Genomic DNA, 15,212 nt, shown 5'->3' on the forward strand with positions numbered 1-15,212 from the left:
TAAACAATATTAAAAGCTATATTATCTTCCAATGTTACTTATAATTTCATCAATAGTTATCTGACATAGACTGTCCCATATAAGGATATTTTCGTTTTTAACCCAAACAGCTTTAAATCTGTTTATATCAGCAAGCTGGCTGAATCTGACTGTTTGCAATCTTGGTTTCATATCATATATAATTTTATGGTGGTTATTGAGTTCTATTGTCAATGTATAATCATCACTGGGTAATATATTTAAAATTTTAGCCATATCTAACATCCCTTCATAAATGCAAATTAAAAAACTCCACTATAAAATTATAGCAGAGTTTTTTAATGCGGTATATTATCGCATAAGATACCTTTTTTCTATTTAATTCTACGTTATTCTATTAATTTCCTTTATCTACATATAAATTACATTTTACACTTTATCCAATAAATTGAGTTCCAACGCTTTTTTAACAGCAGAAGCTCGTCCATTTACATTCATTTTACGATAGATCGATGTAATGTTCTTTCTTACAGTGACCTCTGCAATATAAAGTTCTGAGGCAATATCTCGATTGATTTTTCCTTCAACAATAAGCTGTAATACATCCTTTTCACGACTCGTAAGTATAGATAAGGTCTTTACGCAAGTCTCCTTATCATCCAGATGCTTACAATAATTTGATGTATATTTTAACAATTGTTCAAAATAAATATCTTTAGAATCATTCATATGAAACTTATAGAGTATTGGCAATAAATATTTTCCATATTCAGCAAACGAAAGAAATATATTATCTGCTCTTCCGATTTCCAATGCTGATAAAATAGATTTTTTAGCTGTCTCTATTCCATACAAATAATATTTAGCTATAGCATCCATGATATGCATATGAAGATAACCAAGTTGGTTGTTAAACTTATGAAAAATATGCATCATCTCTTCACATAAAACTTCTAATCTCAAATAATTCAATTCATGAAGAAGGTATCTGCCATAGATTATATAGTTGAATCCCATTCCCTGATATAATATATCACTAAATCCGATATCCCCTATGCTAAGCCATTTTGCAAAATATGCTTTCTCACCTGTTATACTTGCAATATATCCTGAGCATAAATCAAAGGCACTAGTTAAAATAGGACTGTTACAAGTCTCTACTTCAGAATTCAAGTCATCCATAATCTCAAATGCTTCCTCGAATTCTCCTTTCGCAGCACTGACTCTTGCAAGAACAAATTTAGCACATATAATAACAGATACCTGTTCCATAGTATTGGCCTTGTATATTGCTTTATAGGCATATCGTTCTGCTTCATCGAGATTTCCTGTCTCAATGCAGTATTCTGCTCTTATTTGATATTCAAAACCCATGCCACAGCCGCTTGCCATTTCCGTATAATGGGGAACATACGCTTCTAAATGCTCCATTGTCAAACGGAACTTTCCTAGATCACGATAATACATAAACAATACATGTGGTGAACCAAAAGTGAAAATTTTATCTTTATTCGCAATTGAAGAATGTCCCTGCAACATTTCATGTGCCTTTCGAAGGCTATTATGCATCAAAGTTAAATCGTTAAATGAAGTATACGCACGAATTAGTTCTGCCTCCCCCATAATTCTCTTTTTAATATCAGGAGAGACATCTTGAATATTCTGATAACGTTGTTCAAAATCATGTAACAGGTTAGTCCCTTCAACACTATTAACATTCGTGACATAAAAACCAATATAAGCAAGATATCCCATAGGATAATTATATTTTATTTCATTTGGAATATGTTCGAATAAATCTAATATGTATTGAGTGTTGCTATCAACAATTCTGGTCAAGTTTTTTTTCTCAAATTCATTAAGAATCATACCATATTCTTTTGCCTTTAATAAATAATTTAAACCTGATAGAATATCTCCATTCTGTATACACCATTCTCCTGCACGCTTATAAAGTTCCTCCACTGTTACTTCTAAAGGATATTGCAGTAATAAATTCTTTAAATAATTATTAAAAATATTATGAATTCGATACACGCATCCTTGTTCATCAAAACGAATAAAGGAATTTTCATAGCTTAGTTTTTTGACAATCCATTCAGCTTCTGCATTCCCGGTTACATATATAGCCTGCTGTGGTGAAATACTATCCAATACACACAAGGATTTCAAGATCATTACTTCTACGTCCGAATAACGACACATAACTGCAGTTTCGATTAGTTTCTCAAGGTTTCTTCCAGTCTCAACTCTATTAATTTCACCATATCTTTGCATGATCAAATAGATTGCCGATATCCACCCCTCTGATATCACGTAAATCTGCTTAGCAATGTCATCAGAAATTTCAAGCCCATATAGCATAAAATAATCAATAATTTCACCACTGTTAACCTCAAATAAATCACTTTTAATATGATAACAATATCCTTTTAAGCATAATTCTTCTATGCCCATTTCCGGAATTATCCTTGTAAGAACAAGAACATGAAGACCCTCTATATCTGCTCGAATAATACGTTCCATCATTTTGTCAAATTCATTTGATTGACATAAGTGATAATCTTCAATCACTAAAACAAAATTTTTATTATAGGTATAATCTTCAATAATTTTCAAAAACTTCTCAACTTGTGAGTAATCATTCGGAAACCCTAATGTACGAAGTTTACCACCTATCTCTGGATTCGTTTTTGCCAATTGTCTTGTCAAAGAGTCCCATATATACTGTGGTGATTTTTCTTCACTTTCAATTGACAAATATGCATATTCTATATCTAAAGAATTCAAGAAATCTCTCGCCGCAGTAGATTTTCCGTAACCCATAGCTGCTGTTACAATTGTTAACGGGTAATGCAGTATATTCTTAAGTTCATCATTAATACTTTCTCGCTTCAAAACATGTTGTCGATTTAACATTTTCTTCCGCCCTTCTGTCATATTTAGTAAAATATCTTTTCATCTTTATATGAAATTATAATAAATACTCAATTGTCGTTATATTTTCTATTTATACCTGATTTAACTTAACTTAATCAAGCTTGTACAGTTAAATATTTTGCGCAAAATCTCTTTATACTCTATCTTTTCTTGTAATTTTACTATTTATGTTAATAATTGTAAAGTTTTATTTATTGATAGTAAAGAAGACCAATCTTACATTGGCCCATGCTCCTCTACCCTTTTAAGTTATCTTGTATTCCATAAAGTCTTTTATCATTAAATAACTTTATGTAAGGAACACTTTCCCAGTACTCATCGTAAAATTCTATGACAATTTCGTATCAGCTATTTAAGCATCTGATTATTCTGAAAGAAGCCTTTCCAAGGATCATCTCCTGCAATTCTCAAAAGTGCATCTGACATGTTGATACCGTCTGGGGCAACTGTGTCAAGTTCATCCCACGCAATGGGCATGGACACTCTAGCACCTTTTCTCGCTCTCAGTGAATAAGGGGCAATACTTGTAGCTCCTCTTCCATTTCGAATCCAGTCAATGAATATCTTATTTGTGCGCTTAGCTTTTCTGACATTACTTGTGTATCGTTCAGGCCACTTTTGCTCCATAACTTCAGCAACGCGTCTTGCAAAATCATGAAACACATCCCAAGTCACGACTGGTTTAAAAGGAACAACAACATGGTACCCTTTGCCTCCACTAGTTTTGAGATATGAAATCAGTGAAAGTTGGGAAAGAATATCTTTGATATCCAACACACCTTGGCGCACTTGACTAAGATCCATTCCTTCATCTGGATCCAGATCAAATACCATTACGTCTGGTTTTTCAAGCTCGTCTACAGTGCTTCCCCAAGTATGAAATTCTAGTGTACCCATTTGTACTTCATATATAATCCCGGATGCTTTATCAATATAGAAATAATCTTCCTTTTCTCCACTGCTGTTAGAAGTAGGTATTGTTATGATTCCTTTGCTGTTCGGACCGGGATGTTTTTTATAAAAGCATGTCTGTGATATTCCCTTGGGACAGCGGACAATGCTTAGTATTCTATGGCTCACATAGGTTAGCATGCGCTTTGAGACCTTTTCGTAGTACCGAATTACATCTTCTTTTGTGATTTCAGGATTATCGAATATCACCTTGTCCGGGTTGCTAATCTTTATTCCTTCAACAATTATGCTATTTGCATTTAATCCTATTGTTTTCTCAACTTCTTTAACGGGCGGTTCGTGCTGTGTCTCACACTCTACTTTTTCCCTTTTTATCTCTTTAGGGTCCTTATCCGTCCGAATTCCTTTAAAGCTTGCCTGCCTTAATAGATTATCTTTGGTCCATTCTGCAAATTTGATTTCCGCGACCAATTCTGGTTCAAGCCATGTAATTTTTTCTTTAGACCGGGTCTTTGGTGCGATATTGAAAGGTGAATCTATCCTCTTTAAGTTCCTGAACTTTTCCTCAAGTACTTTCGTGTCAGTCTCACTTATGCCAGTGCCAGCACGTCCTGCATAGACTAATTTCCCACCCTCATATACACCAAGGAGAATTGAACTTACTCCACTTATTTTTTTATCAGTAAGCGAATATCCTCCAATGATAAATTCTTGCCTTTTGTCGCATTTAAGTTTGATCCAGTCTCCGTTCCTTGTTCCGCTGTATATGGAATCGGCTTTTTTACCAATTATACCTTCCATGCCTGTTTCACAGGCAACAACAAAACTTTCCTTGGCATTTCCTCTGACATAACGACTATAGTAGAGATTTTTGGGCGCATCCTTCATCAAGGTTTCAAGCATCTCTTTTCTTTCAATCAATTGGTATCCGCGAAAATCTCTTCCATCAAGTGCAAGGAGATCAAAGACGATATAAGTCAAATTTTGAGTCTTTGAATTTTTCATATAGTTCTGTAGCGCATGAAAATCCGTCTTGCCTGATGCATCTGTTATAGCCATTTCTCCGTCCAGGACCATCGCCCTTCCGGCCGCCCAATCAATGAGAGAAGAGGTGATTTCATAAAACCGCTTTGAATAATCATTGCCGTTTCTGGTTATTAGCCGAACGTTATTGCCTTCCACAAAAGCTACTATCCTAAAACCGTCGTATTTCAACTCATAAAGCCAATCATCACCTTCAGGTGACTTGTTGACTAATTTCGCAAGTTGAACATCAGCCACGCTGAAAGGGTTCCTTGTGATTTTTTCATCTTGCCCTGCTTCTATTTCAATCATGGTGCGCCCGGTCCTGATGCTAGTATTAAATTCTGATATTCCATCCACACTTTTAACATATTCATCTTTTTCTTTCAACAAAAGCCAACTAGTCGACCTTTCCCCATCTTTTGCTTTCAGCCGAACTAAAGCCCACTTTCCCTTAAGACGCCTTCCTTTCAAAATAAACTTCAGTGCGCCTTCACTGAGTCCTTCTTCAACATTTCCATGAGGTTCCCAGAAGCCCTCATCCCAGAGCATAATCACACCACCACCGTATTCCCCCTTAGGAATAGTCCCTTCAAAATTTCTGTATTCCAGTGGATGATTCTCCACCTGCACGGCAAGCCTTTTGTTATGAGTATCACAGGAAGGACCTTTGGGCACTGCCCAGCTCAATAGAACCCCCTCCCATTCCAGACGCAAATCGTAGTGGTCTCTACGGGCCATATGGTGTTGGACAACAAATCTCAGACCTTCTCCAGAATTTTCTGCATTGCCTTCTGGCTCAAAGGTCCTTTCAAAATTCCTTTTTTGATTGTACTCGCTTAGTTTTGCAGTCATAAAATCATGCCGACTCTCTATCTTTTTTAGCTTTCTCAACACTTGCTTTGAGTGCATCCATTAGGTCAATGACTTTGCCCTTACTGTCGGGCTCAGTGGCAACAACCTCTTTTCCAGAAATTTTCATTTCAATGAGCTCACGGAGTCTCGTCTGATATTCATCTTTATATTTTTCGGGATCAAATGGAGTATCCATAGAATTAATCAGTGTTTTTGCCATATTAAGCTCCTGCTCAGATACTTCGGGCTTAGTATATTGTTTTTGAATCCCTTTGATATCGTCGGCATAGAACATCGTGGAAACAAGGATACCGTCCTCCCTTGGAATGATCGCCATCAATGTGTCATTCGTGCCCATAACAGTTTTACCTATAGCTATTTTCTGTTCAGCCATTAGCGAGGAGCGTAACAACTCAAAGGCCTTTTCTCCTCCTGCTTCAGGAGCAGCTTGATAGGTTTTGTCATAATAAACAGGGGAAATCTGATTTAATTGAGCGAAATGTAGAATTTGAATGGATTTTTCTTTTTCAGTTTTAATCTTCTCAATCTCATCATCTGTGACAACAACATACTTGTCCTCGTCATACTCGAATCCCTTTACAATGTCTTTCGCAGTAATCTCCTTACCGCAGTGTGCACAAGTCTTCTTGTATCGAACACGGCTATTGTCTTCCATATGTAGTTGATTGAAATGAATGTCATTATCTTGAGTGGTTGTGTACATTGCAATGGGAATTGCAACCATACCAAAAGTTATTACCGATTTACGTGATATCATAATTAGAAACACCTCCATAAATTATTATCATTATTATCACCATAAATCAATAAATTATTTAGAGCAAACAAATAATAGATATAGGAATATGAATACCTGTTTTTAATTAAGACCATCATCTATCAATATAAAATAGAGAAATCCCCTAAAACACAATTTTAACAATCCTACTTGGTCTACCTCTTGTTTCAATTATGTGCTTTCCAACCTCTTTTAAATACTTTGCATCTTCAAGTTTCAAAATAATTCTATTAGCAGTTCTCACTGTAACTCCTAATTCTAATGCTAATTCTTGTGCTGTAAATTCACGTTTATTTGATTGCTTAATTATACAATTAATTTTGTATACAGTATTAATGCTTAGCTTTGAATTATTGGATATTTCAATTAAACGTTCATTGTACATTTTTTCATCTATTGTTGTTATTTGAGTATTTTTTATAGGTCCAACAATATTTTTTTGTTCATACATTATAAAGGCTGTATCATTACCATATAAACTTGACCTATTACAAGCTATTAAAGAATGCTTCTTAGCTACCGATAAGGATTCGCCATATCCAACCCCTATATTAATTACAAACCTTGTATCTCTAGGTATTTGAGAAAGAAGTTCAATATTATTAAAATTGTCTGTCAATAACTCTAACCTTTTACTATTACATATAATTACATAATTATTATTGTTAATCGTATAAAGTGCTCCTTCTAATTTTTGACAAAACACTGCAATATATTGTGATGCCACATTTATTTCTAATATTTCTTGCAAATCATTATTATTCAATACATAAAAATCACTGTTTTGAGAAATTTTTATAGTTATTATAGAAATTTCATTATTTTCCGTCTTTTTAATTTTATCCCTTAATATAAGGGTTTTAACTTTCGATATATAATTTTCCATACTAGGAGTTAACAATGCGCATGGAATATTATTTTTTTTTAAATTATTATAAATTTCCGTTATACTTGTTATACATATAGATGATAACTTGTTTTTATAATTCTTAGTGTGCTCTTGTTCTGCCTTAGATACAAAATTATATTCTTTAGTTTTAATTTCAACAATATTTACTTTTAAATTTCTCGTGTCTAGGGATAAAGAATTATATGTTTCAACAATAGAATTATAGTCCATAGAATCAATACTGATATCATAAATATTAAAATTAAATTTATTTGTGGATTTAAGTAAACAATGAACAAGGTCTTGCTTTTTTATTGAAACATATGAAGATGTTATGCTATTATTAATCCTTTGAGATATCAACAAAAAAGGTTCTATCCCGGTATATAGAATGGCATCACAATGTTTTATATTCTTCTCTATTTCCAAAATAGCAAATTTAATATCTACATCAGTATTAAATATAACCTTATATACTTCAATATTAAAAAAATTATGATATATAACTGTCTCTAAATCATTTATATAATTTGAATGACCGACTAAACAAAGTTTAAAATTCATAAAATCCTCCATCATTGGTATTTATAAATTATATATTAAAGACAATTTATAGTCAATATACAGACAGCCAAATCTATGTTATAATTATAAAAATAAATTGTATAATAATAGGAGGTTTAACATGAAAAAATATGTAGCAGAGCCATTTAAAATTAAAATGGTTGAAACTATTAAAATGACAACTAGAGAAGAAAGAGAAAAATATTTAGAAGAAGGTAATTATAACGTATTTTCATTAAAAAGCGACTATGTTTACATAGATTGCTTAACTGATAGTGGAACTGGTGCTATGAGCGATACTCAATGGGCTGGAATTATGACTGGAGATGAAAGTTATGCTGGTGCAAGATCTTACTATAGGCTTATGGATGCTGTAAAAGATATTTTCGGTTATAGATTTGCACAACCAGTGCATCAAGGTAGAGCTGCTGAAAAGGTTTTGTTTCCTTGTTTATTAAAGGAAGGTCAATACTCTTTATCTAATATGCATTTTGATACTACACGTGGACACATAGGATTGTGTAAAGCTAAACCTATAGATCTAGTAGTTAAAGAAGCTAGAGATACTGTAAATTATGCACCTTTTAAAGGAAATATGGATTTAGAGCGTTTAGAAGCATTTATCAATGAAGTTGGTAGTGAAAACGTTGGTATGATCATAATGACTATAACTAACAACACGGCTGGAGGACAGCCCGTTTCAATGCAAAACATTAGGGAAACTGCTGTTATAGCTAAAAAATATAATCTTCCATATGTTATTGATGCAGCAAGATTTGCTGAAAATGCATATTTTATCAAAACTAGAGAAAAAGGATATGAAGATAAATCAATTATTGATATAACTAGAGAAGCTTTTGGATATGCTGATGCATTCACTATGTCTGCAAAAAAAGATGCTATAGTTAATATGGGCGGTCTAATTGGAATCAAGGATAACGAGGAGCTTTACAATGCAGTTAAAGGATATACTGTTCCATATGAGGGCTTTGTTACATATGGAGGATTAGCTGGACGCGACCTAGAAGCACTTGCTATAGGTTTGTATGAGGGAACTAATTATGACTTCCTAAAATATAGAATTGGGCAAGTTGAATATTTAGGAGATTTATTAAAGGAAGCTGGTATTCCATTCCAATATCCTGTAGGTGGGCATGCTATATTTGTAGATGCTAAAAAATTATTACCACACATTCCTTATTTTCAATTCCCAGGTCAAGCATTGGCATGTGAATTGTACTTAGAAGCTGGTATAAGAGGTTGTGACATTGGTTCATATATGCTAGATTTAGACCCTGTTACTGGTGAACAACCAGAAGCTGAAATGGAATTTACTAGACTATGTATTCCAAGAAGAGTATATACACAAGCTCATCTAGATGTGATTGCAGAAGCATTAATCAATATTAGAGATAATGCTCATACTATAAAAGGCTATGAAATTACATGGCAACCAAAGGTATTAAGACACTTTACAGCAAAACTTAAACCACTAAAATAGAATTATGTTCTCTGCTTTTTCTTTGATGTAACTATGAATTATTAAAATGATAGTGGAACAATACAATGCTACAATGCTGTTGCTTTGACGGCGAAGAAACTTATCTCTTATTGAGTTTCTTCGCCGTCTGTAATTTTTGACAGCATTGTTTTGTCATGCTGTCAAGTTGTTGCGATAACTGAAATGATTTTTAAGCAGTTGCATCCATATTGTTGTATCATGAGCTAAAATACTGTTAGATGAAGTAAAACCCAAAATCGACCCATTGTCTCCAGAAAACAAAATAATATTTGCCCTTGGTTTTATGCAATCAGTAAACTTTCCTGGAAATGCTAAATGGACTGTAGTTACCAAAGGTCCTCTTACTGGATCTTTTCTAGATTCAGCTGGCACTGGTGCTTGGGCACCTCAATTAAAAAAAGCTGGTTATGATGTTTTAATTATTGAAGGCAAATCTGAAAATCCAGTGTATCTTTATATAAATGACGACAAAATTGAATTTAGAGACGCATCTTCAATATGGGGAAAAGATACAATAGAAACATCAAGAATAATAAAAGAAGAATTAGGTGATAAAAGAATAAATGCTATCAACATAGGTCCAGCTGGTGAAAATTTAAACCCAATAGCTTGCATAAGCTGTGATGGACATTCTTTTGCTGGAAGAGGTGGCGCAGGCGCTATAATGGGTTCTAAAAACCTTAAAGCTATAGCTGTATGGGGTACAAAACAAGTTCCTGTAGTAGATTTAGAAGGAGCTCAAAATTTAGCTAAAGAATTAATGGGAAGACTCCATGAAACTGCAAAAGGCGGTGGAGGAACTCCAGATGTTATGGTTCCATTAGAAGAACTTGGAGATGTTCCAATTAAATACTGGCGAGGTGACATTTGGCATCATGGTGCCAAAATGATAGGTACACCAAGATATACAGAACTATTGAATGTTAAACCGCTTCCTTGTCAAAATTGTCCCGTAGGATGCCATAGACATATTCATTTAAAATTAAAAGATGGCAGTATACTTGATGGTAACGGACCAGAATTGAAACTCTTGGAATGTTAGGCTCTTCTCTTTTATTAGAGGATTTAGAAGCAATCGCAATAGCAAACAATAAAGCAAATAGAATGGGAGTAGATACTGTCTCATTAGGAGCATTTATTGGTTTTATTATTGAGTGCTATGAATCAGGATTTTTAAGCGAAAAAGAAATAGGTATGGTGCCAAATTTATGGTTAACAATGGCGGACTTACAATAACTGAAATTGGAAAAGAGCTAAAATTAACTACTGTCTTAGACTATTCAAACATGGAGCTTCTTAAAACTTCAGAAAGAGGCATAGCGTTACAAAGACTAATAAACGTTAGAGATGGTTTAAGTAGAAAAGATGATACTCTCCCACCAAAAATGCTACAGGCAGCAATAATAGGAGGAAGGGCTGGAAAGAGCCCTGTAGACTTTGATAATATGTTAAGTGATTATTACAAATTAAGAGGCTGGGATGAAAATGGAATACCAACACCTGAAACGCTTCAAGACTTAGACCTCCAAGATTATATTCCACTTCTGCCATAGACTAATCATAAGCAAAGGATGTTGCCTCATGGTAAAAATAAAATTCTTCGGTGTTTTAATAAATAAAATGCCAGAAAAAGATGATAAAGGTTTTTGAATAGTTGATGGAGCAGGAAAGACTATAAAAGAATTGCTAGATTTATCTTTGCTGAAGGACACAAATATAAAATATACACTATTTGTTAATAACGAAAAGCAAGATATTAATTACGTACTAGAAGATAATGACGTTTTAACTGTTCTCCCACTGCTAGCTGGTGGCTAAATATTAAAATCAAATAAATTAAAATATAAGGAGGAAATTCATGTTAAAAGATGGAAAGCTCTTTGGATGAACTTATAGCATCTACTGGAAAAACATTAAACGAATCAAAAGAAAAATTAAGTGTAAATGCAGGTGCATTTCACTTAGTACACTGTGGAGGTAGAAGGGCCGGCATAGATAGCAGAATTGATGAAGTAGCAAAAGAAATTAAAGCTGCAGCTGGAGATATACCATTCATAGTAGAGTTCACTTTTGGTGAATATGGTTACGAACAAGATGGCATTAATACTTGCGGCGGGCTAATGCTATCCTTTACAGGATTTTCAAAATAACAGCAAATAAATCTATCTGTAGTTGCAGATAGATTTTTTTCACTTATATCCAAGCCTCTTTGATATTTCAATAGCAATATTAACAATATAGTCAGCTATAACATTTATTTTTTCATCTGGGAGCTGTTCTAAATTACCACTGCCGCTAACAGCAGCAATAACATCTCCTCTATAATCATATATTGGAGCTGCAATACAACGTTGTCCAATAGTTTGTTCTTGATTATCCATAGCCCATTTCTGAATTCTAATATTTCGAAGGTGTTTTTTAAAACTATTTATGTCGCAAATTGTATTTGCAGTAAATCGTTCAAATGTACAATTTGCCATTATCTCTTCTAGTTCCATTTCAGAAAGTGATGATAATAAACACTTTCCAAGGGATGAGCAATATGCTGGTGTCCGATAACCAATTTGTTTATATAATCTCATATGTGAATAAGTTTCTAATTTTTCAATATAAACAACATCTAAGCCATCTAACACTCCAAGATGAGATGTAAGATTATATTAATTAATAGTAATATAGCTTATTATATTTTCATACTTATAATCATTAGTAACATCAGAAGTAGGGTCATAGAATATACCATCAAAATAGACTATAAGATGACTTTTTTCATAACCTCTTACATTGATAATACAACACTTTGGAAATTCAACCATTTGGCCATAAGTGTAAACGGGTTCTTCATGGGAAAATCCAAAATAGTCAAGCGACTCAATTACCTTGCTTATACTTGCCTGCCATTTTTTACTTTTCATTAATTTAATAACTTCATCTACTGAAATACCAGCTAGCATTGCAAGGCATGTCTGCCCACAAAAACCAATATCGGGTTGCTTCTTATAGCTTATACTATCAATAATTCTTATAGGATTATCTTTGTTATAAGGGCTGCTATTATTTATTCTAGTAAGTTGATTAAGTAAAGTAAAATGAACACTGTATTCACTTCTTGAATCCAACTTATTAATAACATCCTTATTAACTGGAATAACATAATCACCATTTCCCTTTGGTATAAGTTTGCATTCAAAAGGTATATCTTCAATAACAACCTTAACAGGAATATTTCCTCTTTTCTTACATGTTTCCCAAACATTAAATGGAATTTTAATGAATATTCTGTTTCCTTCTTTATAATAAACTGACCTAAATGAATAATTCATAGTTTAATCTCTTTTCATAATTAATTTTAAATTGGTGTCATTACTTTTTCCACTGCATAGGTATTTCATTTTGTATTTTCATCTACTTGTTCATTATGGGAACAAATCCTTCTTTCAAATAAAAATTGACTGTACGAACATTCTTTTTATAACAGATAACTAATACAAGAGTTTAACAGAGTAATGGAAGAGACTAATAAAATTGCTTTAGCAACTAGTTTAAATAATATACCCAATGTTAGAGTAGTAAATTTTTGCTATAATCATCAAAATAAAGGTATTGTTTACTTTTCATCCTTTAGAGGTCTTCCAAAAACGTTGGAAGTTTCAGAAAATAATTATAAACTCTCAATAAATCTTTAACTCTACAAATTATCTCTTCCCTTACATGTGCAGGTTCAAGGCATTCACATTTGTCACCATAACTAAGCAACATATTATATCCAAATTCATTTTCTTCAAATGGAAAGTTTACGATTAACTTACTTTCCCCATAAGGCTGAATACTTTCTTCTCCGCAGTGCTCTACCATCCTATCTCTTAGGGATTCATGCACCAATAGCTTTATTACAATAATGTTTTTCTTTATATTGTCCCAGACACCCAATGGTTTATTATCAAATTCACGTGGAATAAAAATTTCGTCTATAACTTCTAGCGATGACATACGAGATAGTTTAAAAATACGAAAATCCCATCTAAAAGTGCAGTAACCTTGTAAATACCAATTTGATTCCTTCAAAACTAACCTGTAAGGCTCAATTTTACGGTTGCTTTTTTTACCAGAACTATTTGAATATTCAAAGGATAAAAACTTTTTCTCATCCAGTGCCTTTTTAATGTTTTCAAGGTTGGGCTGCAGCTTCTTATTTCCAATCCATGGTGCTAGATCAATAGTGATTTGGCTTGACTTCAATTCAATATCCCTAATCTGTTCATTTGGAATTAAGCCTTTTACCTTTGCAATAGTACTAATAATTTCGTCATTTGTTATTGCACGTGAAATGCTACCAAGGCTCATTAAAAGAGTTGCAATATCTGAAGTAGTAAATAGTTTCTTGTCAATTTTGTATTCCTCCATAATTCCAATACCACCGTTAATCCCAGGATAAGTAATTATAGGTATACCTGCTGAGTTTATCGTTTCTATATCTCTATATATAGTCCTGGTACTTACTTCAAATATCTCAGCAAGCTTAGTTGCACTAATCTTTTTACGTTCAAGTAATATCATAATAATGGAAATTAGCCTGTCTATCTTCAATTTTATCAATCCTTTATAATTTTATTTCATCATATAACTATGACATACTGTTGTCAAGGTTATACGATAGAATAAAACTGTATTAAGAAGATAACCTTAATATTAATTTAAACAATAGCTTATAAGGGAGATGAAGATAACATGAATATAGTATTAGGTGCATCAGGACAGATAGGTTCAATGCTTGTCGATAATCTTTTAAAGAAGGACCAGCCAGTAAGAGTTGTGATCCGAAATAGTTTAAAAGCACAGGAACTAAAAAATAAGGGCATTGAGGTTATTATTGCCGATTATACAGATTTAGAAGCATTAAAAAAAGCTTTCTATGGAGGAAAGTCAGTTTTTCTATTAACACCTGAAAATCCTGAATGCAATAACTTCTCAAAGGAAACTCAAATTCTTTTAAACAATTACAGAGAGGCTATTTTACAATCCGGGGCTACTAAAATTGTTGGGCTATCATCCAGTGGGGCGCATATCGAATCAGAAGCAGGTAATCTAGAGGCTTCATATATGTTGGAACATACCTTCTCTGAAATTAATATTGAACAAGTTTATGTTCGACCTGCTTATTATTTCAGTAATTGGCTAGGGTATTTGGATTTAGTTAAGAACTATGGAATTCTACCAACCTTTTTTCCACCTGAAATGAAGGTGTCTATGATTGCTCCACCAGATGTTGCTGAATTTTTGTCAAATGTAATGATTTGTAATACCAGTCAAGAACGAATATATGAAATAGCTGGGCAACAGCTTTATAGTTCTTTGGACATAGCAAAAATATTTGGAGATGTATTAAATAGAAATGTTGAAGTACAGCAAGTACTGCCTGAAGAATGGGAAAATACATTGATACAAGCAGGTTTCTCAAAAGATGGAGCAAAAAATCTCATGCTTATGACACAAGCAGTAATTGATGGTAAAACAAAAAACGAAACCATTAATCCAATTCATTTTTACACAGATTTTAAAAAATATTTGATAAATAACTTAACAAACAACTAGATTTTTAATTAAATAATAAATTGAGCAAATCTGTTAGCTTAAATTGACGCTAAAGATTTGCCCAAACTTTTAATTATTATAATCGGTTATATTTACCGGTTATTTTTCCTTGTTGAAAGTAATAATAATCTTTTTTC

General features: G+C 33.1%; 12 protein-coding genes and 2 pseudogenes. 6 read left to right on the top strand and 8 right to left on the bottom strand.

The features are described from left to right. Nucleotides 1-21 precede the first annotated feature (21 nt). From J2Z76_RS01345 to J2Z76_RS01365, 5 genes are all read right to left on the bottom strand, one after another. On the bottom strand, nt 22-255 hold the full coding sequence (locus tag J2Z76_RS01345) for a DUF2442 domain-containing protein (RefSeq protein ID WP_209510183.1): 234 nt from the start codon (nt 253-255) through the stop codon (nt 22-24). Nucleotides 256-408: 153 nt separating this feature from the next. Next, nucleotides 409-2,898: a LuxR C-terminal-related transcriptional regulator gene (locus J2Z76_RS01350; RefSeq protein WP_209510184.1), complete on the bottom strand. Its 2,490-nt coding sequence runs from the start codon at nt 2,896-2,898 to the stop codon at nt 409-411. Between the two features lie 369 nt (nt 2,899-3,267). After that, on the bottom strand, nt 3,268-5,709 hold the full coding sequence (ligD, locus tag J2Z76_RS01355) for a DNA ligase D (protein WP_209510185.1): 2,442 nt from the start codon (nt 5,707-5,709) through the stop codon (nt 3,268-3,270). 4 nt (nt 5,710-5,713) lie between these two features. After that, complete coding sequence (gene ku / locus J2Z76_RS01360; protein ID WP_209510186.1) at nt 5,714-6,487, bottom strand: non-homologous end joining protein Ku; 774 nt, start codon at nt 6,485-6,487, stop codon at nt 5,714-5,716. Nucleotides 6,488-6,632: 145 nt separating this feature from the next. Next, complete coding sequence (locus J2Z76_RS01365; RefSeq protein WP_209510187.1) at nt 6,633-7,961, bottom strand: winged helix-turn-helix domain-containing protein; 1,329 nt, start codon at nt 7,959-7,961, stop codon at nt 6,633-6,635. A gap of 121 nt (nt 7,962-8,082) precedes the next feature. Between J2Z76_RS01365 and J2Z76_RS01370 the strand changes: the two genes are divergently transcribed. The 4 genes and pseudogenes from J2Z76_RS01370 (at nt 8,083) to J2Z76_RS01390 (ending at nt 11,633) form a co-directional block, all read left to right on the top strand. Beyond that, on the top strand, nt 8,083-9,462 hold the full coding sequence (locus J2Z76_RS01370; protein ID WP_209510188.1) for a tryptophanase: 1,380 nt from the start codon (nt 8,083-8,085) through the stop codon (nt 9,460-9,462). A 232-nt stretch (nt 9,463-9,694) separates the two neighbouring features. Further along, nucleotides 9,695-10,719 (top strand): annotated as a pseudogene (locus J2Z76_RS01375) (aldehyde ferredoxin oxidoreductase N-terminal domain-containing protein). Continuing rightward, entirely contained in the window at nt 10,692-11,036 is a 345-nt protein-coding gene (locus tag J2Z76_RS01385) for an aldehyde ferredoxin oxidoreductase C-terminal domain-containing protein (RefSeq protein ID WP_209510191.1), read from the top strand. The pseudogene J2Z76_RS01375 and the gene J2Z76_RS01385 overlap by 28 nt, the downstream one beginning before the upstream one ends. Nucleotides 11,037-11,351: 315 nt before the next feature. Then, entirely contained in the window at nt 11,352-11,633 is a 282-nt protein-coding gene (locus J2Z76_RS01390; protein ID WP_209510192.1) for an FIST C-terminal domain-containing protein, read from the top strand. A 39-nt stretch (nt 11,634-11,672) separates the two neighbouring features. Here J2Z76_RS01390 and J2Z76_RS01395 read toward each other — a convergent pair. Both J2Z76_RS01395 and J2Z76_RS01400 read right to left on the bottom strand, forming a co-directional pair. After that, nucleotides 11,673-12,125, bottom strand: a pseudogene (locus tag J2Z76_RS01395) (IclR family transcriptional regulator); the annotation flags it as partial. Nucleotides 12,126-12,143: 18 nt separating this feature from the next. Further along, nucleotides 12,144-12,806 carry a DUF1905 domain-containing protein gene (locus tag J2Z76_RS01400; RefSeq protein WP_209510194.1) on the bottom strand — a complete coding sequence of 221 codons (663 nt, stop codon included), beginning with the start codon at nt 12,804-12,806 and terminating at the stop codon, nt 12,144-12,146. Between the two features lie 183 nt (nt 12,807-12,989). Here J2Z76_RS01400 and J2Z76_RS17030 point away from each other — a divergent pair, with 183 nt between their 5' ends. Continuing rightward, nucleotides 12,990-13,169, top strand: coding sequence for a hypothetical protein (locus J2Z76_RS17030; RefSeq protein WP_425347550.1), 180 nt, complete (start codon nt 12,990-12,992; stop codon nt 13,167-13,169). Here J2Z76_RS17030 and J2Z76_RS01405 read toward each other — a convergent pair. Next, nucleotides 13,105-14,070: a helix-turn-helix transcriptional regulator gene (locus tag J2Z76_RS01405; protein ID WP_209510195.1), complete on the bottom strand. Its 966-nt coding sequence runs from the start codon at nt 14,068-14,070 to the stop codon at nt 13,105-13,107. The genes J2Z76_RS17030 and J2Z76_RS01405 overlap by 65 nt on opposite strands. A gap of 141 nt (nt 14,071-14,211) precedes the next feature. Between J2Z76_RS01405 and J2Z76_RS01410 the strand changes: the two genes are divergently transcribed. After that, entirely contained in the window at nt 14,212-15,075 is an 864-nt protein-coding gene (locus J2Z76_RS01410; RefSeq protein ID WP_209510196.1) for an NmrA family NAD(P)-binding protein, read from the top strand. Nucleotides 15,076-15,212 lie beyond the last annotated feature (137 nt).

Source organism: Sedimentibacter acidaminivorans (genome assembly GCF_017873955.1).
Taxonomy (GTDB): domain Bacteria; phylum Bacillota; class Clostridia; order Tissierellales; family Sedimentibacteraceae; genus Sedimentibacter; species Sedimentibacter acidaminivorans.

Bases quoted from the DNA above. Each gene is read 5' to 3' on its own strand.
- J2Z76_RS17030 (WP_425347550.1), top strand. From the start codon at position 12,990: ATGGAAGAGACTAATAAAATTGCTTTAGCAACTAGTTTAAATAATATA.
- J2Z76_RS01365 (WP_209510187.1), bottom strand. From the start codon at position 7,961: ATGAATTTTAAACTTTGTTTAGTCGGTCATTCAAATTATATAAATGAT.
- ku (WP_209510186.1), bottom strand. From the start codon at position 6,487: ATGATATCACGTAAATCGGTAATAACTTTTGGTATGGTTGCAATTCCC.
- J2Z76_RS01370 (WP_209510188.1), top strand. From the start codon at position 8,083: ATGAAAAAATATGTAGCAGAGCCATTTAAAATTAAAATGGTTGAAACT.
- J2Z76_RS01400 (WP_209510194.1), bottom strand. From the start codon at position 12,806: ATGAATTATTCATTTAGGTCAGTTTATTATAAAGAAGGAAACAGAATA.
- J2Z76_RS01410 (WP_209510196.1), top strand. From the start codon at position 14,212: ATGAATATAGTATTAGGTGCATCAGGACAGATAGGTTCAATGCTTGTC.
- J2Z76_RS01350 (WP_209510184.1), bottom strand. From the start codon at position 2,898: ATGTTAAATCGACAACATGTTTTGAAGCGAGAAAGTATTAATGATGAA.
- J2Z76_RS01385 (WP_209510191.1), top strand. From the start codon at position 10,692: ATGGTTAACAATGGCGGACTTACAATAACTGAAATTGGAAAAGAGCTA.
- J2Z76_RS01390 (WP_209510192.1), top strand. From the start codon at position 11,352: ATGGAAAGCTCTTTGGATGAACTTATAGCATCTACTGGAAAAACATTA.
- ligD (WP_209510185.1), bottom strand. From the start codon at position 5,709: ATGACTGCAAAACTAAGCGAGTACAATCAAAAAAGGAATTTTGAAAGG.
- J2Z76_RS01345 (WP_209510183.1), bottom strand. From the start codon at position 255: ATGGCTAAAATTTTAAATATATTACCCAGTGATGATTATACATTGACA.